The sequence below is a fragment of the Methylomarinovum tepidoasis genome, assembly GCF_030294985.1.
In the GTDB taxonomy this organism is placed as follows: domain Bacteria; phylum Pseudomonadota; class Gammaproteobacteria; order Methylococcales; family Methylothermaceae; genus Methylohalobius; species Methylohalobius tepidoasis.
Map to the genome: position 1 here is coordinate 1,787,677 of NZ_AP024718.1, position 24,528 is coordinate 1,812,204.

At 62.3% G+C, this 24,528-nt stretch carries 22 protein-coding genes; 13 read left to right on the forward strand and 9 right to left on the reverse strand.

Annotation, left to right across the window (positions count from 1 at the left end; all coding sequences use genetic code 11):
* Nucleotides 1–75: 75 nt before the first annotated feature.
* Nucleotides 76–1,410, reverse strand: a complete 1,335-nt coding sequence (locus MIN45_RS09010; protein WP_337250370.1) for an IS4 family transposase — start codon at nucleotides 1,408–1,410, stop codon at nucleotides 76–78.
* Between the two features lie 199 nt (nucleotides 1,411–1,609).
* Between MIN45_RS09010 and MIN45_RS09015 the strand changes: the two genes are divergently transcribed.
* The gene (locus MIN45_RS09015; protein WP_286291672.1) at nucleotides 1,610–1,927 is read left to right on the forward strand and encodes a DUF1820 family protein; all 318 of its coding nucleotides are present in this window, start codon (nucleotides 1,610–1,612) and stop codon (nucleotides 1,925–1,927) included.
* 4 nt (nucleotides 1,928–1,931) lie between these two features.
* Here the strand turns inward: MIN45_RS09015 and MIN45_RS09020 are convergent, their stop codons facing one another.
* From MIN45_RS09020 to petA, 5 genes are all read right to left on the reverse strand, one after another.
* A complete protein-coding gene (locus MIN45_RS09020; protein WP_286291673.1) occupies nucleotides 1,932–2,339 on the reverse strand; it encodes a ClpXP protease specificity-enhancing factor in 408 nt (135 codons plus the stop codon).
* A 1-nt stretch (nucleotide 2,340) separates the two neighbouring features.
* Nucleotides 2,341–2,958: a glutathione binding-like protein gene (locus MIN45_RS09025; RefSeq protein WP_286291675.1), complete on the reverse strand. Its 618-nt coding sequence runs from the start codon at nucleotides 2,956–2,958 to the stop codon at nucleotides 2,341–2,343.
* 79 nt (nucleotides 2,959–3,037) lie between these two features.
* Nucleotides 3,038–3,754 (reverse strand): cytochrome c1, encoded by a 717-nt coding sequence (locus tag MIN45_RS09030; protein WP_286291676.1) that lies wholly within the window; start codon nucleotides 3,752–3,754, stop codon nucleotides 3,038–3,040.
* The gene (locus MIN45_RS09035; protein WP_286291677.1) at nucleotides 3,751–5,145 is read right to left on the reverse strand and encodes a cytochrome b; all 1,395 of its coding nucleotides are present in this window, start codon (nucleotides 5,143–5,145) and stop codon (nucleotides 3,751–3,753) included. The genes MIN45_RS09030 and MIN45_RS09035 overlap by 4 nt, the downstream gene beginning before the upstream one ends.
* Before the next feature lies 1 nt (nucleotide 5,146).
* The gene (petA, locus tag MIN45_RS09040; RefSeq protein ID WP_286291678.1) at nucleotides 5,147–5,746 is read right to left on the reverse strand and encodes a ubiquinol-cytochrome c reductase iron-sulfur subunit; all 600 of its coding nucleotides are present in this window, start codon (nucleotides 5,744–5,746) and stop codon (nucleotides 5,147–5,149) included.
* 293 nt (nucleotides 5,747–6,039) lie between these two features.
* Here petA and MIN45_RS09045 point away from each other — a divergent pair, with 293 nt between their 5' ends.
* The gene (locus MIN45_RS09045; RefSeq protein ID WP_286291679.1) at nucleotides 6,040–7,029 is read left to right on the forward strand and encodes an IS481 family transposase; all 990 of its coding nucleotides are present in this window, start codon (nucleotides 6,040–6,042) and stop codon (nucleotides 7,027–7,029) included.
* 136 nt (nucleotides 7,030–7,165) lie between these two features.
* Complete coding sequence (locus MIN45_RS09050; protein WP_286291680.1) at nucleotides 7,166–8,512, forward strand: hypothetical protein; 1,347 nt, start codon at nucleotides 7,166–7,168, stop codon at nucleotides 8,510–8,512.
* Here the strand turns inward: MIN45_RS09050 and MIN45_RS09055 are convergent.
* Nucleotides 8,503–9,846 carry a hypothetical protein gene (locus MIN45_RS09055; protein ID WP_286291682.1) on the reverse strand — a complete coding sequence of 448 codons (1,344 nt, stop codon included), beginning with the start codon at nucleotides 9,844–9,846 and terminating at the stop codon, nucleotides 8,503–8,505. The genes MIN45_RS09050 and MIN45_RS09055 overlap by 10 nt on opposite strands.
* A 102-nt stretch (nucleotides 9,847–9,948) precedes the next feature.
* Here MIN45_RS09055 and prmB point away from each other — a divergent pair, with 102 nt between their 5' ends.
* From prmB to MIN45_RS09070, 3 genes are all read left to right on the forward strand, one after another.
* Nucleotides 9,949–10,863 carry a 50S ribosomal protein L3 N(5)-glutamine methyltransferase gene (prmB, locus tag MIN45_RS09060; protein WP_286291683.1) on the forward strand — a complete coding sequence of 305 codons (915 nt, stop codon included), beginning with the start codon at nucleotides 9,949–9,951 and terminating at the stop codon, nucleotides 10,861–10,863.
* 11 nt (nucleotides 10,864–10,874) lie between these two features.
* Entirely contained in the window at nucleotides 10,875–11,969 is a 1,095-nt protein-coding gene (gene aroC / locus MIN45_RS09065) for a chorismate synthase (RefSeq protein WP_286291684.1), read from the forward strand.
* Between the two features lie 78 nt (nucleotides 11,970–12,047).
* A complete protein-coding gene (locus MIN45_RS09070) occupies nucleotides 12,048–13,199 on the forward strand; it encodes an MFS transporter (RefSeq protein WP_286291685.1) in 1,152 nt (383 codons plus the stop codon).
* Here the strand turns inward: MIN45_RS09070 and nhaD are convergent.
* A complete protein-coding gene (gene nhaD / locus MIN45_RS09075; protein WP_286291686.1) occupies nucleotides 13,186–14,544 on the reverse strand; it encodes a sodium:proton antiporter NhaD in 1,359 nt (452 codons plus the stop codon). The genes MIN45_RS09070 and nhaD overlap by 14 nt on opposite strands.
* 82 nt (nucleotides 14,545–14,626) lie before the next feature.
* On the opposite strand from nhaD, the gene MIN45_RS09080 reads away from it, so the two are divergent.
* The 4 genes from MIN45_RS09080 to ttcA all read left to right on the forward strand — a co-directional run bounded on the left by MIN45_RS09080 (nucleotide 14,627) and on the right by ttcA (nucleotide 19,245).
* Nucleotides 14,627–16,567: a transglycosylase SLT domain-containing protein gene (locus tag MIN45_RS09080; RefSeq protein ID WP_286291687.1), complete on the forward strand. Its 1,941-nt coding sequence runs from the start codon at nucleotides 14,627–14,629 to the stop codon at nucleotides 16,565–16,567.
* Nucleotides 16,568–16,628: 61 nt separating this feature from the next.
* Nucleotides 16,629–17,147, forward strand: coding sequence for a 3-hydroxyacyl-[acyl-carrier-protein] dehydratase FabA (fabA, locus tag MIN45_RS09085; protein WP_286291688.1), 519 nt, complete (start codon nucleotides 16,629–16,631; stop codon nucleotides 17,145–17,147).
* A gap of 2 nt (nucleotides 17,148–17,149) precedes the next feature.
* Nucleotides 17,150–18,367, forward strand: coding sequence for a beta-ketoacyl-ACP synthase I (fabB, locus tag MIN45_RS09090; protein ID WP_286291689.1), 1,218 nt, complete (start codon nucleotides 17,150–17,152; stop codon nucleotides 18,365–18,367).
* A complete protein-coding gene (gene ttcA / locus MIN45_RS09095; protein WP_286291690.1) occupies nucleotides 18,367–19,245 on the forward strand; it encodes a tRNA 2-thiocytidine(32) synthetase TtcA in 879 nt (292 codons plus the stop codon). Before fabB ends, ttcA begins: the two co-directional genes overlap by 1 nt.
* On the opposite strand, the gene MIN45_RS09100 is transcribed toward ttcA, so the two are convergent.
* Nucleotides 19,242–19,553 (reverse strand): MTH1187 family thiamine-binding protein, encoded by a 312-nt coding sequence (locus MIN45_RS09100; protein ID WP_286291691.1) that lies wholly within the window; start codon nucleotides 19,551–19,553, stop codon nucleotides 19,242–19,244. The two genes, ttcA and MIN45_RS09100, sit on opposite strands and share 4 nt — an antisense overlap.
* Before the next feature lie 70 nt (nucleotides 19,554–19,623).
* Here MIN45_RS09100 and MIN45_RS09105 point away from each other — a divergent pair, with 70 nt between their 5' ends.
* From MIN45_RS09105 to MIN45_RS09115, 3 genes are all read left to right on the forward strand, one after another.
* Nucleotides 19,624–20,352 carry an SAM hydrolase/SAM-dependent halogenase family protein gene (locus MIN45_RS09105; protein WP_286291692.1) on the forward strand — a complete coding sequence of 243 codons (729 nt, stop codon included), beginning with the start codon at nucleotides 19,624–19,626 and terminating at the stop codon, nucleotides 20,350–20,352.
* Nucleotides 20,353–21,216: 864 nt separating this feature from the next.
* Nucleotides 21,217–22,431 (forward strand): P-loop NTPase fold protein, encoded by a 1,215-nt coding sequence (locus MIN45_RS09110; RefSeq protein WP_286291693.1) that lies wholly within the window; start codon nucleotides 21,217–21,219, stop codon nucleotides 22,429–22,431.
* A complete protein-coding gene (locus MIN45_RS09115) occupies nucleotides 22,421–24,493 on the forward strand; it encodes a hypothetical protein (protein ID WP_286291694.1) in 2,073 nt (690 codons plus the stop codon). The genes MIN45_RS09110 and MIN45_RS09115 overlap by 11 nt, the downstream gene beginning before the upstream one ends.
* Nucleotides 24,494–24,528 lie beyond the last annotated feature (35 nt).

A 24,528-nucleotide genomic window follows, 5' to 3' on the forward strand; every position in this document is an offset into this window, starting at 1 on the left:
GCTTCTTCTTTCAGTATAGCCAATGCGCGGTTCAAGTCACCCTTTTACCCACATCTTCCTCCTGTTCATTAGGAATCAATGCCTTATCCGTTTTCTCTTCGGGAACTTGATCTCGGCCGTCTGGATGGCAGTCACGGCCTCCACGTAGGCGCTCAGTTTGGTCATGCCCTGCCACAAGGCTTTGGGGCCGGGCGGGGGATCGTTCTTGCGTCCCAGCCAGCCGCCAAAGCCAGCTACGAGACGGACGATCGTGCCCAAATCCGGCGGCTTCGAGGGTGGTGGGGTGCGATGGTGGATGGCCCAGGCGGTCTGCCATTCTTCGACAGAAAATACCACTTCACAACACCACTCGGGATGTTCCCGCCCGAGCGTCATCAGCATCAGGATGCGCCAGGCGACGATCAGATACAGCACCAAAGCCCGTTCCAGGCGTTCCCGGGTGCGAAGTTGCAAGGCTTCGATGCGGCAGCCGCTTTTGAGAATACGGAAGTAGACTTCGATCCACCAGCGTTTGCGGTACCATTCGATGCGCGCTCTGGCCTGTTCCAGGGTGGTGATTGGCTCATTGGTGATCAGACACCATTCGACCGCTTCCCGTCCTTCGGGGGGCGCCTCTTCCCAGGCCAGGATGACGGTGACTTTTGGACCTGGGCCGTTTCGGGTTTTCAGTTCGAGCCGGGCGACTCGGAGCGTCTGTGTGACCTGCCGGGCCGGGCGGTTGCCGTTGGCCGGAAGGTCGAAGGCGATCGTCCCCAGCACCGGCTGGGCTTCGACCGCGGCCCGCAGTTTGCCATCCAGGGGGTCGTTGAGCTTGCGGTCGTGTCGTACCCGGATCAGGTAATCGGCGGCAAAGCCCAGTTGTTCGGCCCGGTCGATCAGGGCCCGAAGGTCGCCTTCCCGGTCGGCGACATACACCAGCCGGGTCTCAGGCGCCAGGGCGGCCAGCTCGGCCACCCGCTCATAGCCTTCCACCCAGCGCAGGCTTTCGGCCAGGTCCGGTTCTCCCTTGGGCAAACGCGCCCAGTGCCAGCAGTCGGCCACCCCCAGGGCCACGCCCGCCTCACTGATCGCCAGCGTCGGATGCAGATATAGCCCCTGACGTTGCTCGTAGTTCAGCCGCCCAAGACCCACCATCGACGGCCGCCCGGAATAATCCAGCTCGGTGGTATCCTGCAGGCACAGCACCCGCGACTGCTGCCGAATCCGTTCCAGGATGGGCACACTGTGGGCCCGCAACACCTCCCGAAAATCCAGCCTGTCATTGTCCAACAACCGGTAGGCCGCCTTGGTCTCCGCCCAACCACCCCCGCAGACGTTGGGAATGCTCGCCATCGGGTCGCTTGCCATCGCTTCTATCACCTGGCACAGCCGCCGGTTCAGGCGGGCATCGCCCAGCGCCAGGTAAAAAATTCTTGTTCAGCCCAGCTCATGTCAACGCTTATCCAGAAAAATCAACACCTTACTACAGGGGTGGGAGATGTGGGTAATAGGGTGGTCGTTGCCATTATTATTATAAATCATTGATTTGCATCGGAAGATATGGGTAATAGGATGGGCCTGAAGCGGGTTTCTGCTACAATGCGCCCCCTGTCCTTTCGGGAGAGCATCCATGCCCAGCCAAACCTTGTTCAGGGTGTCGTTCGTGAATCAGAATCAGATTTACGAGGTTTACGCCCGCCGGGTCTATCAGGCAGATCTGTACGGTTTCGTGGTGGTGGAGGAGTTCGTGTTCGGGGAGAGCAGCGCCATCGTCGTCGACCCTTCCGAAGAGAAACTCAAGGCCGAATTCGAGAACGTGCAGCGCAGCTTCATCCCCATGCATGCCGTGATCCGCATCGATGAAGTGGAACAGCGGGGAACGGCCAAGATCCTGCCCATGAAAGAAAGCGGCGCCAAGGTGACGCCGCTTTATCCCCCCAAAGGTTGAGGGGTCATTTGACGACCTTCAGCGCCGGCCGCTTAGATTTCGCTTTGGGTTTTTCGCCGCGCGGCTCGGAGGGCCCGGAAGGGGGCGGCGTCTCGTCGCCGTCCATTTCCTCGTCGAAGACCATGCCCTTGCCGGTTTCCTGGGCGTAGATCGCCAGAATCGCGCGCACGGGCAGATAGACCTGCATCGGCGTTCCCCTGAAACGGGCCTGGAAGCTGACCGCCTCGTTGTCCATTTCCAGTCCGACCACAGCATTGGGGGAGAGGTTGAGCACGATACGGCCGTCCTGGACGTACTGGCGGGGGACTTGTACGTCGTCGCGTTCGGCGTCCACCAGCACGTAGGGCGTTAGGTCGTTGTCCACGATCCACTCGTAGATGGCGCGGATCAGATAAGGGCGCAGGGACGTCATTTCAGGCACTCAGCGGCAGTTGCGCCATTTCCCGTTCCGCTTCGCTCAGACTGCTCTGGAAGGCTTCGCGGGCGAAGATCCGTTGGGCGTAGGCCCGGATCGGCGCGGCTTCCCGGGACAGGTCGATCCCCACCGAGGGCAGGCGCCACAGCAGCGGGGCCAGGGCGCAGTCCACCAGCGAGAACTCTTCACTGAGGAAGTAGGGCTTGGCGGCGAACAGGGGGGTGGCGACGATCAGATCCTCACGCAGGGTTTTGCGGGCCCGGGCAGCCTTCTTCTCGCCGGAATTCTGGATTTCATCGAGCAGCCGGTACCAGTCGTGGTCGATGCGGTGGATCAGCATCCGTGCCTGGGCCCGCGCGACCGGCTCCATGGGATGAAGCGGAGGATGGGGAAAGCGCTCGTCCAGATATTCCATGATGATCCTGTGATCGTAAAGGACCAGGTCACGATCGACCAATGTGGTGAACACGCTTTCGTGATAAGGGTTGAGATCGATGACATCCGCCGGCGGGTTTTCCGGATCGATGTAATGGATGTCCGCCTGCACGCCCTTTTCGTGCCAGACGAAGCGAACCTGATGACTGTAAGGGCAAGTGGGAGAACAGTACAGCGACATCACTGCCTTGGCGTTGCGGTTTGGGTGGAAGTGGGCGCCGGTTCGCGGTTAAACCGGCGCCGGTATTGTACCACGGACCTCAATGCACGTCTTGCCAGTAGGCCTTCTTCAGGCGCCAGCTGACGAAGGCCAGGAGCAGCAAAAAGAGGATCACGTACTTGCCGATCTTGACCCGCTCCAGCTGGGCCGGTTCGGCGGCATAGGCCATGAAATTGACCAGGTCGGCGACCAGGCGGTTGAATTCCTGGGGCGAAAGTTCCCCCGGCTTGACCAATTCCAGCTTCTGGATGACCGGGTTGCCGCCCGTCTCCACGATCACCGGCGCCTGCTCGCCCTGCAGGTCCCACAACACGTGGGGCATGGCCACGTCCTTGAAGACCCAGTTGTTGACTCCGAAGGGACGTTTGTCGTCCTTGTAGAAGGTGCGCAGATAGGTATAGAGCCAGTCGCTTCCCAGCGCCCGTACCCGTTCCGACAGATCCGGGGTGGCGACGCCGAACCAGGCCTTGGCGTCCTTGTCGTCCATAGCGGTGGTCATGGTGCCGATGATGCGTTCCAAATGGGGGAACAGCGCCTTCATTTCCGCGTCGCTGAGCGCCAGATCCTGCTGCAGGCGCCGGTAACGCAGGTGCTTGAGGGAATGGCAGCCCAGACAGCGGTCCACGTAGGTCTTCAGGCCGCGGCGCAGGGATTGTTTGTCGAAGACGTCGATGTCGGGTTGCTGCAGCGGCGCCCCCAATTCCGCCGCCGCCCACACCGGACACAGGAGCAGGAAAGCCAGAATGAGTTTTTTCATAGGAAGTGTCTCAAATATTTGTTGTTTTCCATGAAAGTGCGGACTTTCAACCACTGGGCTTCGATCACGCGAAACCAGGGCGCTTTGCGCACACATCCCACTGTTTTCCTGAGCTGGTCGTAGAACCACCCTTCCCGTTCCAGAATGGGTTTGGGCATCGTGACCCGCTGCGGAACCGGCTTGGTGATCTCCATTCGGGTGTAGATCGGCATCAGCACGAAGAAGCCGAAATACACGGTGGTGAACAGGGCGCTGAAGAAGGCCGAGGTCGGCGTCGGCGCCTGGGTGCCCAGGTAACCCAGGCCCACGAAGCTGATGACCATCAGCGCTAAGGCGATTTTGTAGAGGTTGCCGCGGTAACGGATCGACTTGACCGGACAGCGGTCGAGCCAGGGCAGCACGAACAGGACGAGGATGGCGGCGAACATCAGCACCATGCCGCCGAATTTGCTCGGAACCGCCCGCAGGATCGAATAGAACGGCGTGAAGTACCATACCGGGGCGATGTGTTCCGGGGTCTTCATTGGATCGGCGGGAATGAAGTTGGGCTTCTCCAGAAAATAGCCGCCAAATTCCGGGGCGTAGAACACGATCCAGGCGCAGACGGCCAGAAACACCGTGGCCCCGAACAGATCCTTGACGGTGTAGTAGGGGTGGAAGGGAATCCCGTCCAGGGGCACGCCGTTTGCGTCCTTATATTGCTTGATCTCGACGCCGTCGGGATTGTTGGAGCCCACCTTGTGGAGGGCGACGATGTGCAGGAATACCAGAAACACGATTACCAGCGGCACCGCGATCACGTGGAAGGAGAAGAAGCGGTTGAGGGTAACGTCGGAGATCAGAAAATCCCCCCGCAGCCAGGTGGCGATGTCCTCGCCAATCACCGGAATGGCGCCGAACAGGGACACGATCACGTTAGCGCCCCAATAGGACATCTGCCCCCACGGCAGCAGATAGCCCATGAAGGCCTCGGCCATCAGGGCGATGAACAGACTCACCCCCAGAATCCAGACCAGCTCCCGCGGTTTCTTGTAGGAGCCGTACAGCATGCCGCGGAAGATGTGGAGATAGACGACGATGAAGAACATCGACGCTCCGGTCGAATGCAGGTAGCGGATCAGCCAGCCCCAGTTGAAGTCGCGCATGATGGCCTCGACCGAATCGAAGGCCAGCTGGGCGGCGGGTTTGTAGTTCATCGTCAGCCAGATGCCGGTGAGGATCTGGTTGACGAGCACGATGAAGGCGAAGGAACCGAAGAAGTACCAGAAGTTCAGGTTCTTCGGTGCGTAGTATTTGGCCAGGTGTTCGTTCCAGACCTTGGTCAGAGGAAAGCGCTCATCGATCCAGGCGATGAGCCTGGAGCCACAGCGGTTGTTGTTGACTTCTTGCATGTCAGGCGGCCTCCTGCTGCTGATCTTCACCGACGACGATGTGGGTGTCGGTCACGTAACGGTAAGGGGGTACCACCAGGTTCTTGGGCGCCGGCACCTTCTTGAAGACACGACCGGCCAGATCGAAGCCGGAACCGTGACAGGGGCAGAAGAATCCCCCCAGCCAGTCTTTGCCCAGATCCGGCGGGGCCACTTCCGGGCGGTAGGTGGGCGAACAGCCAAGATGGGTGCAGATCCCCACGGCGACGAAGATCTCCGGTTTGATGGAACGGTACCGGTTTTTGCAGTAGGGGGGCTGCACCGATTTGTCGGAATTGGGGTCGCGCAGCCGCGGTTCGATTTTCTCCAGGCTGGCGAGCATCTCCTCGGTGCGGTTGAGGACCCACACCGGCTGGCCGCGCCATTCCACCCGGATCAGCTGTCCCGGCTCCAGCTTGCTGATGTCCACGTCGATGGGAGCAGCCGCCTCCAGGGCCCCGGCGCCGGGGTTCATGTAGCTGATGAACGGTGTGGCGGCAAGGCCGGCGCCGACGGCTCCCAAAGCCACGGTGGTTTGGGTCAGGAAGCGGCGTTTTTCCAGATCGATGTCATTCGTGCTCATGCGAGATATTCCTCCTCCTTAAACGCGGGCTTTCTGGTTTGTGGGTTCCCGCGGCACGCCCTGATTTTGACCGTAACGGCCTGGCGGGTCAACGTTGGATCAGTTATTTCCCCGATTTTCAAAGGGTAGCGTCTGGTTGAATGTGCTAGTCTTCGCCATAGCTGTTGGGTCCCGTGTGATCATATCCCCAAAAGGAGCTATCCTTTGTTCCGTGCCTGGGATGTTCTGAACGAGCTGATGGCAGAGGCTCAGGCCGGAAAGAAGGTTCAAGTTTGACGGAGAAGGAGGAAGCCATGGTCATCCGTCTTCACAAGAAAGCCCGCACCACCCCTGAGATCCGCCGGGAGATCCAGAATTCCGATCTGCCGGCCACGGTCCTGGCCAAGAAATACGGCGTTCATCGTCACACCATCCGCAAGTGGCGCCAGCGCGATTCGGTCGAGGACGCCTCGCACCGGCCCCATCGCATCCATGCCACCCTGACCCCGCAGCAGGAAGCGATCGTCGTCTGTCTGCGCGAAACCCTGCTGTTGCCCCTGGATGACCTGCTGGCGGTCGTTCATCGCTTCATCTATCCCGAGATGTCCCGCTCGGCTCTGGACCGGCTGCTGCGCCGCCATGGGGTCTCCAATCTCAAGGCCCTGATCGCCGCCCGGGAAGGGGAAGATGCCCCCTCCAAGGGCAAAAAGAAGGGTTTCAAGGACTACGAGCCCGGGTTTGTCCACATCGACATCAAGTACCTGCCCAAGATGCCCGATGAGAGCCGGGGCCGTTACCTCTTCGTCGCCATCGACCGGGCCAGTCGTTGGGTCTACCTGGAGATCCATCCCACCAAGGAAGCCAAGGTCGCTGCCGGCTTCCTGAACCGCCTGATCGCCAAGGCTCCCTTCAAAATCACCAAGGTCCTGACCGACAACGGCAAAGAGTTCACCGACCGCTTCTGCGCCACCGGGGAGCGCGAACCGACCGGCCGTCACCTTTTCGACCAGGGCTGCCAACGCCATGGCATCGAGCACCGCCTCATCCCACCCAAACGCCCGCAGACCAACGGCATGGTCGAACGTTTCAACGGTCGGATCGCCGAGATCCTCAAAACCACCCGCTTCCAAAGCAGCCAGGATCTGGAACGGACCTTGATGCAGTATGCCAGTGTCTACAACCATCAGATCCCCCAGAAGGCCCTGGGACACATCTCACCAGTACAGGCCCTCAAAGACTGGCAGAAGAAACGACCGGAACTCTTCAAAAAACGTGTACATAATCTCACGGGGCTTGACACATAGCGAAGCTGCCCGTGTCGATCGCCCCCAAAGCCTTCGAAACTCGATCGATTCGTGTTCGGGACAGGCCAGAGATGTATGGGTCTGATACAGTGGATTCTCCCACACTGGATCGGGGAATCATTCGGGAGTCGATGAAATGCTGCAATTGCCTGAACTAGCCCGGGAGACGGTGGACGCCTTGACCGGGGAAGCATTACAGCGGTGTCTGCGACAGCCGGTGGATGAAGCCAGTCTGCCGCGTTGGCTCGAAGTGCTGACGGCCTGGCCCGCCTCCCGGGACCACGAACGCGCGCTTGCACAGACCCTGCAATGCTTCGAAGCGTTGCAGGACCGGTGGCCGTTGCCGCAGGGGTTCCCCCTGGACGAAACGGAATACGCGCGTCATCTCAATATGAGCCGGCTTTGGTTGGAAGCAGCACGCGGGTACACGCGGATCTATCTGGGACGACCAGCGCAATTCCGGTATTTGGCGCAGCTGTTCGACTGTCTCCGCCGCTCCCTGGTGACGGCGGCCCTGGCGCATCAGCCTTGGCCGACGGCGTTGTGGCCGGAGATCCACCGCCTCTATTTCGATGCCAGGATGCGGGCCGGTCGCCGTGACCGGGCGTTTTCCCAGACGGCGCGGAACTACCAGCGTCTGTTGCTATTGGGTCTGGCAGACCTACCCGGCCTCCATCCCCGGGAAGTGGCGATGCTCGACGCCCTGAGCGAAAAATGGGCGCCTCTGCTTGCGGTCGAGGAAAGTCAGGTGGCGGGCTGGCGGATCGATACCGAGGTGCCGCTTCCGGCTCGCTGGCAGGCGGCCGGTGACCGTGGCTGGCGGGTGAATCTGCAAGGGTTGTTCGACATGCTGATGGCGCACCGGGATCTGGCGGCCGGCCAGGGGCGGTACGAGGCTCTCCGCCAGCCTTCGGAAACCATCAGCCGTGACTGGCTTGAAGCCCTGCTGGAACGCTGGCAGGGACGGACGGCCGAATTTGCGCCGGTCGCCGCCGAATCCGTGGAATTGGTGACCGGACTGGTGTCGATTTTCGATTGTTTGCGGGGGGAGGCGGTTCGGCAGGAGACGGCGATCCGGAAGCAATTCCACTGGGAGGTGAAAGGCGGCGCCTGGCAGCCGGGGGAGCTGGTGGGCGTGTTCGAAGCTGGAAACCGCTGCCTGCTGCAGCTCGGGGTCGTCACCCATTTGCATCAGCCGGCCCCGGACCGGGTGGAACTGAACTGGCATCCCCTGGCAGGAGAGGTGACGGCCGTCGGCCTGCAGCCGGCCCACCTGCCGGGCGGGAGCCGCTATCAGCGGGCCCTGCTGGTGCATGACGAGGAACCTCCCCGCCTGCTGCTGGCATCCCAGCCGCTGGACGCCGAGCAAGTGGTGGTGCTGGTCACCGGCGCGCGGCGCTATGCGGTCAGGCTGGCCGAATGCCGCAATCCGGCGCTGGGGGTGCTCGATTGCCGTTGCCTGCCAGTCCGGTTTCAGAAGTAATACTGCAGTTCCGCCTGGAGATAGTTTTCCTTGCGGAACACATAGCCGGCGTCCTTCGGGTCGGTGTTGACGAAACCGCGCATCTCCAGATACACCTTCCAATGCTCGCCGAAGCGGCGGCTGGCTTCGATGTTGTAGGAAGTGGTGCCGGTGTCGAAATCCATGATGGCGCCGGCGAGCAGTTCGGTGCTCTGGACGTCGTTGAGGGCCAGACGGGTGCCGACGAAGATGTCCTTTTCGAACGGCACGAAATTGAGCAGCGGCAGCTGGTTTTCGCGGTTGTCGTAAAGGAATTCCATCAGGAAGCCCCAGTCGGCCCCGGTGCCGAACACGCCGCTGAAGGTGTATTCGAAGCCGGCGGTCAGCTGCTGGAAGGTCGTGCCCTGGCCGGCGCGGTGGAAGCCCTCGAACTTCCAGAGCCAGTTGCCGGTGACGCCCTGGACGTCGAGGCTGACCTGGTCGATGACTTCGTACACCGGCCGCAGGCTGACCGGACGGAAGAATTCGTCGAACTGGAGCCGGAAGCGGGGGCGGCGGGTGACGCCGTGGAAGTAGGTCAGGCCCACGTCCCAGTAGCCGAAGGTTCTGGCCCAGCGCAGGGCGAAATCCGGGTGGGTGGGATCGGCGTTGCCGTCGTGATCGACGGAAGCGGTGATGGGCAGCGGCGGGCGCAGGCGGCCGTGCTTGCCGGGATAGGTGCGCTTGCGCGACACTGGCAGATAGAAGGCGCTGACCGTGCCCCAGCGCAGGTCGCTGTAGTCGATGCGCAGCATCGGCTGGCCCAGTTTGTCTTCGGTGTCGGTGTTTTCGATCAGGTCGGTCTGATTGATGATGTCCACGGTGTGACGGGATTCGGTCACCCCCCAGAAGACCTTGTCGATGCCGGCGTGCACGGTCCATTTGTCCCAGCTTCCCTGCCAGACCAGTTCGCGGATGTCGAAGTGGGTGCGGCGGCTGTCGTGCTGGTCGTAGCGCCAGAAGGGTTTGAAGCGAAACCGGTGGCGTCCGCTGCGGTAGCTGAATTCCGGCTGTAGATAGAAGGAGAAATTGTGATGGTAGTCCATGCCCGAATCGAGGCCGTGGTCATGGAAGAAGCGGTATTCCAGCCCCACATCCCCGCCCAATTTCACCGGAAACGGTGCCGGCGTAGGTGAGGAAGTTTCCTCCACCTCCCCGAAGAGGTCTGCCCCCTCGGCTTCACCGCCCGGTTCCAGGGTTTCTTCGCCGGAATCGAGCTCGATGGTGGTTTCGTCATCCGCGAACAGATCCGTCTCGCCAGCCATCGCTGCCCCCATCCCCATCAGCAATGCCGCAAGCCACCCCGCTGGTTTCATGTCGCGCTCCGTGTATCTTTCCCGTTTTTTAGCATAGTCGGTTTTCGCCTCGGTCCGAGGCTGGCGGTTGCGCTATAATGCCGATTTTTCCGGATTTCCCCCATGAGCGCCGCATTCGATCACCTCCACACCATCCGGGACTTCATCCGTTGGGGGGCGAGCCGCTTCAACGCCGTCGGCCTGCACTTCGGACACGGGACCGACAACGCCCTGGACGAGGCCGCCGCCCTGGTGCTCCACAGTCTGCACCTGCCCTACGATCTGCCGGACTTCTATCTCGAGGCCCGTCTCACCCCGGAGGAGAAACGCCAGCTGGCGGACATTCTCGACCGCCGCATCGAAACCCGCAAGCCCGCCGCCTATCTCACTCACGAAGCCCTGTTTTGCGGTCTATCCTTCTACGTGGACGAGCGGGTGCTGGTGCCGCGCTCACCCATCGCGGAGCTGATCGAACAGCACTTCTCTCCGTGGCTCGACGGCGTCGGGGTGGATCGCGTCCTTGATCTGTGCACCGGATCCGGATGCATCGCCATCGCCTGTGCCTACGCCTTTCCCGAAGCCCGCGTGGATGCGGTGGATCTGTCCGCCGACGCCCTGGAGGTGGCGCGCATCAACGTCCGCCGTCATCATCTGGCGGAGCGGGTCGAGCTGCTCGCTGGCGATCTGTTCGAGCCGCTGGCAGGGCGCCGTTACCAGCTCATCGTCAGCAATCCCCCTTACGTGGGCCGGGAAGAATGGCGGCAGCTGCCACCGGAATATCACGCCGAACCGAGAATGGGGCTGGAAAGCGGCCCCGAAGGGCTGGACTGCGTGCTGCGGATTCTGGCCGGGGCCGGGGACCACCTCGCCGACGACGGTATTCTGGTGGTGGAGGTGGGCGCCAGCGCCGAGGCGCTGCGGCGCCGCTGCCCGCAGGTGCCGTTCCTTTGGATCGAGTTCGAGCGCGGCGGGGAGGGGGTGTTTCTTCTCAGCGCCGAGCAGGTGCGCCGCCACCGCGACGATTTCAGCAGCGATTGAGGATCGAATCCATGTCGGGAAACACTTTTGGCAGACTGTTCACCGTCACCACCTTCGGCGAAAGCCACGGCCCGGCCCTGGGAGCCATCGTCGACGGTTGCCCGCCGGGGCTGGAACTGACGGAAGCCGACCTGCAGCGGGAGCTCGACCGTCGCCGTCCGGGCCAGTCGCGCTTTACCACCCAGCGGCGCGAGCCGGACCGGGTCCGGATTCTTTCCGGGGTGTTCGAGGGGCGCACCACCGGCACGCCCATCGGGCTGTTGATCGAGAATGTGGATCAGCGCTCCAAGGATTATTCCAACATCGCCGACCGCTTCCGTCCCGGCCACGCCGATTACGTCTATACCCAGAAATACGGTTTCCGCGACTACCGCGGCGGCGGCCGCGCCAGCGCCCGGGAGACAGCGATGCGAGTGGCGGCTGGGGCCATCGCCAAAAAGTATCTGCGCCTGCGCCTGGGGGTGGAGATCCGCGGCTGTCTGTCCCAGCTTGGTCCCATCGAGCTGGAGCTGGTATCGTGGGAGGCGGTGTCCCAGAATCCCTTCTTCTGCCCGGATCCGGACAAGGTCCCGGAACTGGAGCACTTCATGAAGTCCCTCAAGGGGGATTCGGTGGGGGCGAAGGTGACGGTGGTGGCCACCGGCGTGCCGCCGGGGCTGGGGGAGCCGGTTTTCGACCGCCTCGATGCCGAGCTGGCCCACGCCCTGATGAGCATCAACGCGGTCAAGGGGGTGGAGATCGGCGCCGGTTTCAAGTGTGTCGATGCCCGCGGCACCGAGTTCCGCGACGAGATGACCCCGGAAGGCTTTCTGAGCAACCACGCCGGCGGCATCCTTGGCGGTATCTCCAGCGGTCAGGACATCGTCGCTCACATCGCCCTCAAACCCACCTCCAGCCTGCCGATTCCAGGGCGCGGCATCGACGTTCACGGCCGGCCGGTGGAAGTGGTCACCAAGGGGCGGCACGATCCCTGTGTCGGCATCCGCGCCGTTCCCATCGCCGAGGCCATGACGGCCATCGTGCTGATGGACCATTATTTGCGCCACCGGGCCCAGAATCTCGACGTGACCCCGCCGCTGGCGCCGATTCCGGGAGCGGCCGACTGATTTCCCGTCCGAAGATGCGGCTGCCGGGTATGCCCCGGAACCCGTATCCGTCAGCCACCGGCGCATGAGGTCCGTCTGGTGCGAAAGGATTCCAGGAGCGCTGCGGTTCCCTATGCCCGGCTGGCGGCGTTCTACTTCTTCTATTTCGCCTCCCTGGGGGCGCTTCTGCCCTACTGGAGCCTGTATCTGCGCGATCTGGGCCTGAAGCCGCTGCAGATCGGTACGGTCATGGCGTTGCTGTCGGCTACCAAGGTCGCCGCCCCCAATTTTCTGGGTTGGATCGCCGACCATACCGGGCGGCGGATTCCCTGGGTGCGGGTGGCCTGTCTGCTGGCGGCGACGTTCTTCCTGCCGTTCCTGTATCTGCGCGACTATCCGAAGTTGCTGGCGGCGACGCTGGCCTTCGGCTTTTGCTGGAGTGCGGCGTTGTCCCAGTTCGAGGCGGTGACCTTGGCGCATCTGCACGACCGCATCGACCGCTATCCGTGGGTACGGTTGTGGGGGTCGGTGGGGTTCATCGTCGCTGTCCTGGCGCTGGGGATGGTGCTGGACCGCTACGGCACCGGGCTGCTGCCCCGGGTGGTGGCGGGGATTCTGGGACTGATCTGGCTCAGCACCCAGGTGGTGCCGGAACCGCCGCCCCCGCTCCAGGCCCACCACGAGCCCTGGGGGCGGTTGCTGTGGCGCCTTAAGGTGCTGGCGTTTCTGGTGGTGATCTTCCTGGTCCAGGTCGCCCACGGTCCCTATTACGTCTTTTATTCCCTCCATCTTCAGGCCCACGGCTATTCGGGCGCCCTGATCGGTGGGCTGTGGACCCTGGGGGTGGTGGCGGAAATCGCCCTGTTCCTGATCTTTCCCTGGCTGCTGCGCTGGTTGCCGCTGCGCGGGTTGTGGCTGGCGAGCATCGCCCTGGGAGCGCTGCGCTGGCACCTGATCGGACACTATCCCCAGGATCTTGTCGTTCTGGCTGTGGCCCAGACGCTGCATGCGGCCACCTTCGCCGTCAACCATGCGGTGGCGATGCAGCTGTTGCGCCGGTTCTTCGGTCCCCGGCATCAGGGCAAGGGGCAGGCGCTCTACAGCAGCCTCAGCTTCGGCCTCGGCAGCATGACCGGCAGCTATCTGGCCGGGTTGTACTGGCAGTCTTGGGGGGCGGCATGGGTGTTCGACGCCGCCGCCGGGGTCAGCCTGTTGGCCTGCCTGATCGCCCTGCCGGTCAGGACCCGTTGAGCAGGTAGTGCGCCACGATACTGGCGGCGTAGCCCAGCGCGATCACCGGACTCCAGCGCAGATGCAGCAGGGAGGTGTAGTAGGCGCGCGCCTGCCCCAGCATCGCCACCCCTGCGGCCGAGCCCACCGCCAGCATCGAACCGCCGACCCCGGCGGTCAGCGTCACCAGTTGCCACTGGAACACGTCCATCTCAGGCTCCATCTGCAGCACCGCCAGCATCACCGGAACGTTGTCCACCACCGCCGACAGGAAGCCTACCAGAATGTTGGCGATGCCGGGGCCCAGGTCGGTATAGATCTTTTCCGAAGCCAGGGCCAGGTAGCCGAGATACCGCAGGCCGCCGACCGCGAACACCACCCCGAAGAAGAACAACAAGGTGTCCCATTCCACCGTGCGCATTTGATGGAAGATGTCGAAGCTCTTGTCCGGATGGCGCCGTTCCATGTGATAAGCGTAGAACATCAGCAACGCCAGGCCCGCCATCATGCCCAGGTAAGGGGGCAGCTCGAACACCTGCTCGAATACCACGGCGATGAGGATGGTCGTGAAGAACAAGGTCAGGATGATCCAGGTGCCCCGTTTGGTGCCCAGTTCGCACACTTCCGGGTAAGGGGGGATCCCTCTGGGGATGGCCCAGTGGAGGCACAGCGCCGGTACCAGAAAATTCATCAGCGCCGGCAGGAACAGGGGAAAGAACTGGACGAAGTCCAGTTTGTCCTGCTGCCACACCATCAGGGTGGTGATGTCGCCGAAGGGGCTGAAAGCGCCGCCGGCGTTGGAGGCGATCACCGCGCTCAGGCAGGTGAGGGCGATGAAGCGGGGGTTGTCGCGGCCGATCATCAAGGTCACGGTGGCGACGATCAGGGCTGTGGTCAGGTTGTTGACCACGGTGGAGAGCAGGAAGCTGATCCAGCCGAGCATCCAGAACAGGCTGCGGTAATCGATCCGGCGCGAGGCGATGCGGCAGCACAGCATTTTGAACAGGCCGCGTTCGTCCAGCAGGTTGACGTAAACGGTGGCCACCAGCAGGAACAGGAACAGCTCGGCGTATTCCACCAGCTCGGCGCGCAGGACGTACTTGGCCCGGTCCGGCAGAATCCCCAGATGCCTGTCGAGCAGGGAGATAAGCACCCAGATGACCGCCGCCGCCAGCAGGATGGGCTTGGATTTGCGCAGTTCCAGCACGTCCTCGAGCATGACCAGGACGTAGGCGAGCACGAAGACGCCGACGCAGGCCAGGGCGACTGGATGGTCCACTAGCGGCGTTTTCAGGGGAGGCATGTCATGGGTGGCCCAGGCCAGGGAGGGAATGCACAGCGACAGCAGGAGGGAAAAACGCGACATCGGATGAACTCCTGATTGTTATTGACGACATTCCTGGCGGAGATTGCCCTATATTATATGAAGTGGATAGGGGATAACGGCGATGCGTATTTTGATCGTCTGGCTGCTGGCCGGCGTGGTGGGCGTAGCGGTGGCGGCTACGGCGCCGGATCCCCGGCGTGCCCGTTTCCTTCAGGCGGAAAAAGCCCTGGCGGGCGGGAAGATCGAGCGATTCCGTCAGATCATGTCCCAGCTGGCGGATTATCCCCTGGTCCCTTATCTGTGGGCCCGCCATTACCGCCGCAGCCCCGAACCTGTGGCCGAGGTCGAAGATTTCCTGCAACGTTACCGCCAGACGCCTTACGCCCGGCCGGTGCGCATCGCCCTGCTGAAACACCTGGCCGAAGCAGGACGGTGGGGTGACTTTTTGCGTCTTTACCGCGATCCGGGCGTTCCGGCCCTGGCGTGCCACAGGGCCTGGGCCCTGTATCGGGTGGGGAAAGCCGATGCTGCCTGGAAAGCGGCGCGTGCGCTCTGGCTGGCGGGGCGTTCCCAGCCCAGGGCTTGCGACCGGGTGTTCGCCCTGTGGCGCGGCAAGGGCAAAATCACGCCAACGTTGATCGAACAGCGTTTTCGCCTGGCGCTGACGGAAAACCATCCGCAGCTGGCCGCTTATCTGGCGCGGCAATTGCCCGGAAAGCGGCGGCGACGGGCCGAATTCTGGTTCCAGGTCCACCGGGATCCGGCCCGCTTCGTCTGCCGGCCGTGGCCCAAAGTCTGGCGCCGGGATGGGGAAATCTTCGTCCACGGCCTCAAGCGTCTGGCAAGACGCGATCTGCCCCAGGCCCTGGCGTGGTGGCGGGAAGCGGGAGAGATGTTCCCCCTGACCGCCGCCCAGCGTCACGAGGTGATGCGTGTCTTGGGATTGCGTCTGGCTTGGCGTCACGATCCCCGTGCCTGGAAGTGGCTGGCGGCGTTGCCCGATACCGCCAGCGATGCCGACGTGGCCGCCTGGCGGGTACGCAGCGCCTTGCGGCATCAACGTTGGCGGCAGGTGGCGGAGGCCTTGAAGCGCCTGCCGCAGGCGTTGCGGGTGACGCCGCACTGGCGCTACTGGGAGGCGCGGGTGCAGGAACGGGTCCAGAGCAAAGAAGCCGCCGTGCCGCTCTATCGCACCACCGCCCAGTCGGCCGACTTCTACGGCTTTCTCGCCGCCGACCGCCTGGGACGGGACTATGCCATCGATCATCGTCCCATCGCCCCTTCCGAAGCGGCGTTGGCGACACTGCGACGCAGCCGTTCGCTGGCGGCGGTGCGGGAATTTCTCGCCCTCGACCGCTATTGGGACGCGCGGCGGGAGTGGTGGTACCTGCTCCGGTACGCCGATCACGATACCTTGCTGGCGGCCGCCCGGGTGGCGCAGGAAATGGGATGGTCGCAGATGGCGATCGTCGCCGCCGCCCGGGCCGACCACTGGGACGACCTGGAGATCCGCTTTCCCCTCCGATTCCTGGCGCAGGTACGCCGTTACGCCGGCACGCAACGGCTCGATCCGGCCTACGTCTACGGCATCATCCGTCGGGAAAGCGCCTTCGACGTCCGGGCCCGCTCGGGTGCAGGAGCGCGCGGCCTGATGCAGCTGATGCCGGCGACCGCGCGGCGGGTCGCCAGGCGTCTCGATGAGCGGCTGCCTTCCCTGCGGCGTCTGGAGCGGCCCGAAACCAACATCCGTTACGGTACCGCCTATTTCCGCAGCCTGCTGGAACGCTTCGGGGGGCATTTCGTGCTTGCCACCGCCGCCTACAACGCCGGTCCCCACCGGGTCGAGCGCTGGTTGCCGGTGCGAACGCTGCCCGCCGACATCTGGATCGAGACCCTCTCTTTCCGCGAGACCCGCCGTTACGTCCGCGCCGTGCTCGCCTACGCGATGATCTATCAGAAACGCCTGGGCGAAAACCGGCGCCGTCTCAGCGATTACGCGACGCCGGTCCCGGGCCGTCCCCGGCCGGAGGCGCCGCCTCCAGCGCGCTGCCCTGCCGATTAGAATTTATCCGCCATCTGTTGGATAATAGCGGGCCGTATTTTTCATGGACTGGCCTGGTTTCATGCAGCAAAAACAAAGCCGTTACGATTACGAGGATCTGATCCGCTGTGGGCACGGCGAACTGTTCGGCCCCGGCAACGCCCGCCTGCCGTTGCCGCCGATGTTGATGTTCGACCGTATCACCCATATCAGCGACGAGGGGGGAAGGTTCGGCAAGGGGGAGATCGTGGCCGAACTCGACATCAAACCCGATCTGTGGTTCTTTCAATGCCATTTCGAATCCGACCCGGTGATGCCCGGGTGTCTGGGGCTCGACGCCATGTGGCAGCTGGTGGGTTTTTTCCTCGGCTGGATGGGGGCCCCGGGACGCGGCCGCGCCCTGGGCGCCGGCGAGGTCAAGTTCCGCGGCCAGGTATTGCCCCACCACAAGCAAGTGATCTACCGCATCGACCTCAAGCGGGTCGTGCTGCGCAAGCTGGTGATGGGCATCGCGGACGCTACCCTGGAATGCGACGGCAGGACCTTGTACGAGGCCAGCGATCTTCGGGTTGGACTGTTCACATCGACGGAGGGGTTTTGAGCATGAGACGGGTGGTCGTTACCGGTTTTGGCATCGTTTCCAGCATTGGCAACAACAAGGACGAGGTGCTCGCCTCCCTGCGCGAAGGTCGCAGTGGAATCGAGTTTTCCGAGGAATACCGGGATCTGGGGTTGCGCAGCCACGTCTACGGCCCGATCCGGCTCGATCCAGCCGAGCATATCGACCGCAAGATCCTGCGTTTCATGGGAGAGGGGGCGGCTTACAACTACATCGCCATGCAGGAGGCCATCGCCGACGCCGGCCTGGAAGCGGGCGAGGTTTCCAACGAACGCACCGGTTTGGTCATGGGTTCCGGGGGGCCTTCCACCAAGGACATCGTCGAGGCGGCCGACATCCTGCGGGAGAAGGGCATCAAGCGGGTCGGCCCCTATCGGGTGCCGCGGGTGATGTCGAGCACCCATTCCGCCTGCCTGGCCACGCCGTTCAGGATCAAGGGCGTCAACTACTCCATCAGTTCCGCCTGTTCCACCAGCGCCCACTGCATCGGTCACGGGGTGGAACTGATCCAGATGGGCAAGCAGGACCGGGTTTTCGCCGGTGGCGGCGAAATGATCCACTGGACCTTGACCCTGACCTTCGACGCCATGGGGGCGCTGTCCACCAAGTACAACGACCGGCCCCAGACCGCTTCCCGTCCCTACGACGTCAATCGCGACGGTTTCGTGATCTCCGGCGGTGCCGGGGTGGTGGTGCTGGAGGATCTGGAAGTGGCCAAAGCCCGCGGTGCCAGGATCTATGCCGAGGTGGTCGGTTATGGGGCCACTTCCGACGGTTACGACATGGTCCAGCCTTCCGGCGAGGGGGCGATCCGCTGCATGCGTCAGGCTCTGGCCACCACCGAAGGGAAAATCGATTACATCAACGCCCACGGTACTTCCACCCCCGTAGGGGACATCAAGGAGCTGGAGGCGCTGCGCGAAGTCTTCGGTGATGCGGTGCCGCCGGTCAGTTCCACCAAATCCCTCACCGGCCATGCACTGGGCGGGGCCGGGGTGATGGAGGCGATCTACAGCCTGCTGATGATGGAAAACGGTTTCATCGCTGCTTCCGCCAACATCGAAAATCTCGATCCGGGCGCCGAGGGGATTCCCATCGTCCGCGAGCGTATCGACGGGGTGGCGCTGAACACGGTGATGTCCAACAGCTTCGGTTTCGGTGGCACCAACGCCACCCTGATCCTGCAACGCTATCGGGATTGATGCAGGCCGCGCGCAATCCGGCCGATGCCCTGACGGGAAAGCGGCGCTACGAATTCAACAAGCTGCAAAAGCGCCTGCGCCGCCAGGTGGGTCAGGCCATCGCCGATTACGCCATGATCCAGGACGGCGACAAGGTGATGGTCTGCGTCTCCGGCGGTAAGGATTCCTTCACCCTGCTGGAAATTCTCCTCAATCTGCAGCACACCGCGCCGGTTTCCTTCGAGGTTCACGCGGTCAATCTGGATCAAAAGCAGCCCGGTTTCCCCGCCGACGTTTTGCCGGACTATTTCGAGCGGCGGGGCGTGCCCTATCACATCATCGAGCGCGACACCTACAGCGTGGTCAAGGAAATCGTCCCCGAGGGCAAGACCACCTGCGGCCTGTGTTCGCGCCTGCGCCGCGGCATTCTTTACGGCTTTGCCGAAGCGCACGGTTTCACCAAAATCGCCCTCGGCCACCACCGCGACGACATCCTGGAAACCTTCTTCCTCAACCTGTTCTACGGCGGCCGCCTCAAAGCCATGCCGCCCAAGCTGCTCAGCGACGACAAGAAGCACATCGTCATCCGCCCCCTGGCCTATTGCCGGGAAAGCGACATCGCCGCCTACGCCGAGGCGATGGGGTTCCCCGTCATCCCCTGCAACCTGTGCGGCTCCCAGGACCACCTGCAGCGTCAGGCCATGAAGGCCATGCTACAGGCCTGGGAGCAGCGCCATCCCGGCCGCCTGGAGACCATCTTCCGGGCGCTGCAGCACGTCTCCCCCTCGCAGCTGGCCGACCGCGCGCTGTTCGACTTCGTCGGCCTGGAACAGCGGCGTTTAGGCGCCGCTGCGCCCGCAGGGGCGGACGACGCACCGCTGGACTGGGCCGAATTCTAATCGGCTCCGGCGACCATGAATTGTTGCACCCGGTTGACCTTTTCCTCGAAAGGCTTTTCTCCGTCGCCGGCGCTGACGATTTTGAGCACCCCGTACAGACGCGGCCGGCCGGCCTGATGCAGGGTCTGGTGGCAGGCGCGGATGGCTGTCATCACCGTGTCCCAGTCGCCTTCGATGTTGGTGCCCATGGCATGCAGTTCCACGTGCAGGCCGTGTTCGAGGAGGATCTGCTGACAGCGGGCGATGTCGCGGGCCAGATGCGGATCGCCGCCGATGGGGACGATGGAAAATTCCACTTGGATTTGCATGGGGCGTCTCCATGAATGGGATCGTCGCTATCATAATCCCCTCACCCACGGAAAGACAGGAACGCACGCCATGATCGTGATGTTCACCGATTTCGGCTGCCACGGTCCCTATCTGGGCCAGATGGAGGCCGTGCTGCGGCGTCAGGCCCCCGGCATCGACGTCATCGACCTGGTCAATGACGCCCCGTGCACCGACCCCAGACACAGCGCCTATCTGCTCGCCGCCCTGGCGCGCTGGTGGCCCGCAGGGACGGTATTCCTGGCCGTGGTCGATCCCGGCGTCGGGGGCAGGCGCCGCCCGGTGGTGCTGGAGGCCGACGGCAGATGGTTCGTCGGGCCGGACAACGGGTTGTTCAACACCGTGGCGGTGCAGCATAGCGAGCCTGTGAACTGGTTCGAGATCGTCTGGCGTCCGCCACAGCTGTCGGCCAGTTTTCACGGTCGCGATCTGTTCGCCCCGGTGGCTGCGGCTCTTGCCTGCGGCAAAGCGGAAGGGATGCTGCGACCCTGGCAGGGACCGGATCTGAGCGCCTGGCCGGTGGACCTGGCGGAGGTCGTCTATCTCGATCATTACGGCAACGCCTTCACCGGCCTGACCTTCCGCCACGACTGGGAGGGACGCGTCCTGCGGGTGGGCGGCCGCCAAATCCCCCAGGCCGGGACCTTCAGCGAGGTTCCCGAAGGGGAGGCCTTCTGGTACTGCAATTCCATGGGATTGGTGGAGATCGCCGTCAACCGCGGTAGCGCCGCCCAAGCACTGGGACTGGCCATCGGCACGCCGGTCGCCCTGACTGCCTGACAAAACTTATCTTCATGTTTTCATACCAAGGCATTGAAAGAATTGGGGATACAGAAGCGGAACCACTGCGGCAACGCATCCCCAACGGGAACGATTCCTGGTGGTCAGGACGGGGTCTGGGTCCTCCGTGACAGGCAGGAAGATCCGGTCCAGCAATGCTTCTTCACGCCCTAGGGCATGAAGCGTCCAATGCCAGCCGATGCGGGCATAACTTAAACCCTGCCGCCAATGGGGATCGACCCGTCGGCGCAGGCCGGCCTCATGGACTTTGACCCCCTGGCAAATCAGGATCCAGGTGGCCACGGCCATCACGAAGCACAACCGTAAAAATTCCCGCTTGCTTCAACAGTGCAATCACCATATCGTGCATCTTTGCGGGGGTGTTGTGCATGGCGCCTCACCGTTTGATCGGTCTCAAACTATGAGGAGCCTACAGCACCTCTGCTCACTCTGTGAGTTTTGTCAAGCAGTCAGGGGTCGTGGGTGTGCAACATGATAAAAATATGTGAACGATGGCAATGGATACGGCTGTTGTTATGGGGAATCATGGGTTTTTTTCCCATCGCCCTGGGGATGTGGATATATCCGTCGGAAAAAGATCCATACTACGAGACAGATATCACGCAGCTATCCTCTTCCTTATCGATCCCGACATCATTATCCTGTCTCATCCGATTCCTCTCGCAGCTTCCCTCCTCGTTTCAGTTCCTTACCGCTTGTATTCTTCTCTTCTTGGGCGGTCGGATCCTTCTGCGTCTGTATATGTGGCAGGGGATGTACAGGCGTGGATCAGCCAACCAAATCGGGTTGAAAAACGAAAGTAAAGTTATGCTCCTGCCTGGGCAGGAGGACTTTATCGATCGAATGAAGCGACGCCTCAGCAATTTTTCCCTGCTCCATCCCGGGCCGCTGTGGGCGATCAGGGGTGACTGGGGCAGCGGTAAGAGTTATCTCATGGGTGAACTGCAGCGCCGCCTCGAGGCACAGGAGAAAGTGGCGGTGGTCTCTGTTCACATCTGGCGGGAGCAGAGCGAGGTGGATCTGCATCAGACCATCGTCGATGCCATTCTCAGCCATCCAAAGGTGATGCGTGCCTGCTTCCCCTGCTATCCCACCCGCATCCTGTTGCGCCGCATGGGGCAGGGGTTCCTGCGCATTCTGCCGCGGGGACTGCGCTTGTCGAACGGGTATATCGATGCGAAGTTCAGCCCGGACAGATTGATGCCCCTGATCGCCCAGCGCGATCTCGAGTGGGTCGTTGCCTGCGCCAGGGCGTGTGGTCTGCGGATCGTGCTCATTCTCGACGAGGTGGATCGCGCCATCGTTCCGGTGGCCCAGGCCGCCATCGTGCTCACCCGCCGCGCGTTGAACCTACCGGGGCTGGCGGTCATTCTGCCGTATGTGGGGGCACAGTTGCAGCTGAAAGTGTTCAATCCCCTGCACGACTATTCACCGGATCTGCATCAGACGCTGCTGACTCATCTCGAATCGCGATATCCGCCACCGGCGCAAAAGGGGGCGGATGGCGAATCGTTGGTATTGAAACTCGCCTTCGATTCCCAGCAGGCAGGCAGGGCGGAGGACAGGGACGCTCCGGACAAGGCCCGTGACCACCTCACCCACCTCATTCTGCGCCGGGACCTGCGTGAGGAGACTTTGGTGCGCCATTACGCCACCCTGACCAAAGACCAGCAACAGATCTTGATCGAACAGGCCGAGGAGAAATACCTGAGCCTGCGGGACAACATCCCGGAACTGGGAGCTCGGGATATTCCCGGGGTGCTCCAGTTCGAAACCATCAAGCCATTGCTCAGGCCTGAATGGCAAAATGTTGTGGAAGAGAAGACGGATGCCTTGGGGCATGCCGTGCTCAACTGTGGCAGCTTGCTTACCCTGGATCCGCCCCGGCCACCGGTGATCCGGCATTTTGAAGGTCACTTGGCGGAATATTTCGCCCGGGTGGATGAGTTTGCCGATATCGTGAGCGACGACGAGTTGCTGGTGCTCTGGATTACCACCCTGGCCTGGCGTCGGGCGCAACTCATTCGCGGACTTGAAGGAGAGAGGAATGCAGGATAAAGATCAGGAAGTATCGGTAAAGGATGAAACTACGAAGGATACACTCTACGTTTCCGGTCAGGACAACATCGGTGTTCCCAAGATCGAAACAGATCAGAAAACCGAAGAACACCAGAGCATCGAAGAGGAAGTACCCAAGGAAGATCCCCAAATTCTTACCGAGCTGTTCGAAAGACTGTTGCGCGGTGCCAGTGAAGCCTACTATGCGAGACTGGGAAAAACCCAACCCGATAACCTAGCGGAGAAGATCAAGTCCTTTGCCGAGCGGGCTGCCGGTCATCCGGTCATTGGCCAGTTCTTCCTCAGCCTGGAACAGCCTAACATCCGATCCGCAGAACTGCGGGACAAGCAGACCGACGCCATCGTGCAAAAACACGGTCTCGATAGCGGTCGCGGAGGGGCTTATGCAAAGGGGTTGCCTGAAAGGCTCTCCGGCAGTTTCCAAGAGGTGGCCCTGCAGGCCACGCTGTTGTTGCGACAGCATCAGGGCGATGCCCGCTTTGCCCTGGCCTTGACCTGCGGGCCGCTTGCGGATGCCCTGGAATCCATGGAAAGAACCGGCCTGTCCCGGGAGCGCCAGGTGGATCTCATGATCCATTTGTTCGCGGGGGAGCCGGTCTATGAAGGGGGCGGCACCCGCCCGCCCTGCAACCCGAAGTTTCGCGAGTTTCTTGCCCGGCTCAGCGCTCTGGTGCTCAGCGAAGCCGCAGAGCGGCCAACGCCCGGCCGGTTCCAGACCCTTGTCAGCCTCGCCACCTGGTATGGGTCGGCAAGGGAGCCGGCTTGTATCGCATGCGGTGCTGCATTGGGGCTCGAGATCCTGCCATATGGGTATGAGATCGGAGATGCCCCACAGGAGGTGGCCAAGGCATTGTCCCAGCTGGCCAACAACCTCGCAGGGTGGTTGAGCAGATTGCTGGGGTTCGGAGCAGATGAGGATGCCATGCACAGCAAGCCCGAGCAGGCCGGACAACTCAACGCCGTTCATGCCTTTGGTTGTGTGGCTTTCCTGCAGATGACGTCGTGGTGGTCGTGGAACGAGGGGGCTGCTGAGGTTTTCGGCTGTCTGAAGGTCGAGATGGCGAAAGAGAAGGCCGGCGGACTGGCCCGCGCCTTTTTGTTCATGGCTAACGTTCCCCCTGCTTGGCGTATCCTGAATAAAAGCTTGTTCGCATCGGAAGACCAGATGTTCGGCCCGGCCGCCCGCCGGCTGCGCACCGCCGTCTTGTCGCTCATTTCGGCACTGATGCGCGCCCGTTTCAACGAGCCCAAGGATCATGATGAGATTGCCCAAGCCCTGTTCAACCTGGGGGTTGATCTCAATATCCATTCCAAGAGCTCGGGTGACCCCGCGACATACCTGCCGCCGCGCCTGCTGGCCAATGCCCTGGGATTGTGGTGGGCCCTGATGAAGGCGGGCGACGAGACCCAGGCCATCGGCCCTTTCAATGGCGGTGACTGCGCGGTCAATCTTTTTGGCGCCCTTACAGAACCTTCATTGGCCGAGTTTCGCAGGCAACATGCGGAGGCGATCCGTGCTTTGGGTGATGCCCTTCGTACCCAGATGAAGCAAATGAATTTGGAATTGGATGAGTCGCGCCTGAGTGCGTCTTATAACGAAATGTTTGGTCAGAAACCTGAACATGCGCCCCTGGAACGTGAAAAGGCCGCCACCACGCTTGCCGGGCTGATCCAGGCCTATCTGGATGCGAATGGATTCGAAGCCAAGCCGGTTGAAGCTGATTTGCACACTTGGCTGGGGGCTGCCTTCGAGACCGCTGCAGCCGAGATCATGCGCTGGGCGTTTTCCCAGATCGAAGAAGGACCGTCCGTTTTCGACAACTGCCTGCAAGGTTGGGTGGCGGTGGCCGGCAAGTTGGTGCAACTCGCTGAAGAACCCGGCTATACCGCGTTCAGAGGAGAAATCCCTAGCTCCCTGCAAGACTTCGGCATTACAGGATACCAATGCGACCGTCCCGATATCCCGAAGGCTGACACCCATTATCTCAGTCGCACCCTGCGGGACGTGGAATTGATGTGCGGCGTATTCGGTCTCTCGTGAATACTGCCCGGCATGGGGGCGCCCAGTCTTGCAGT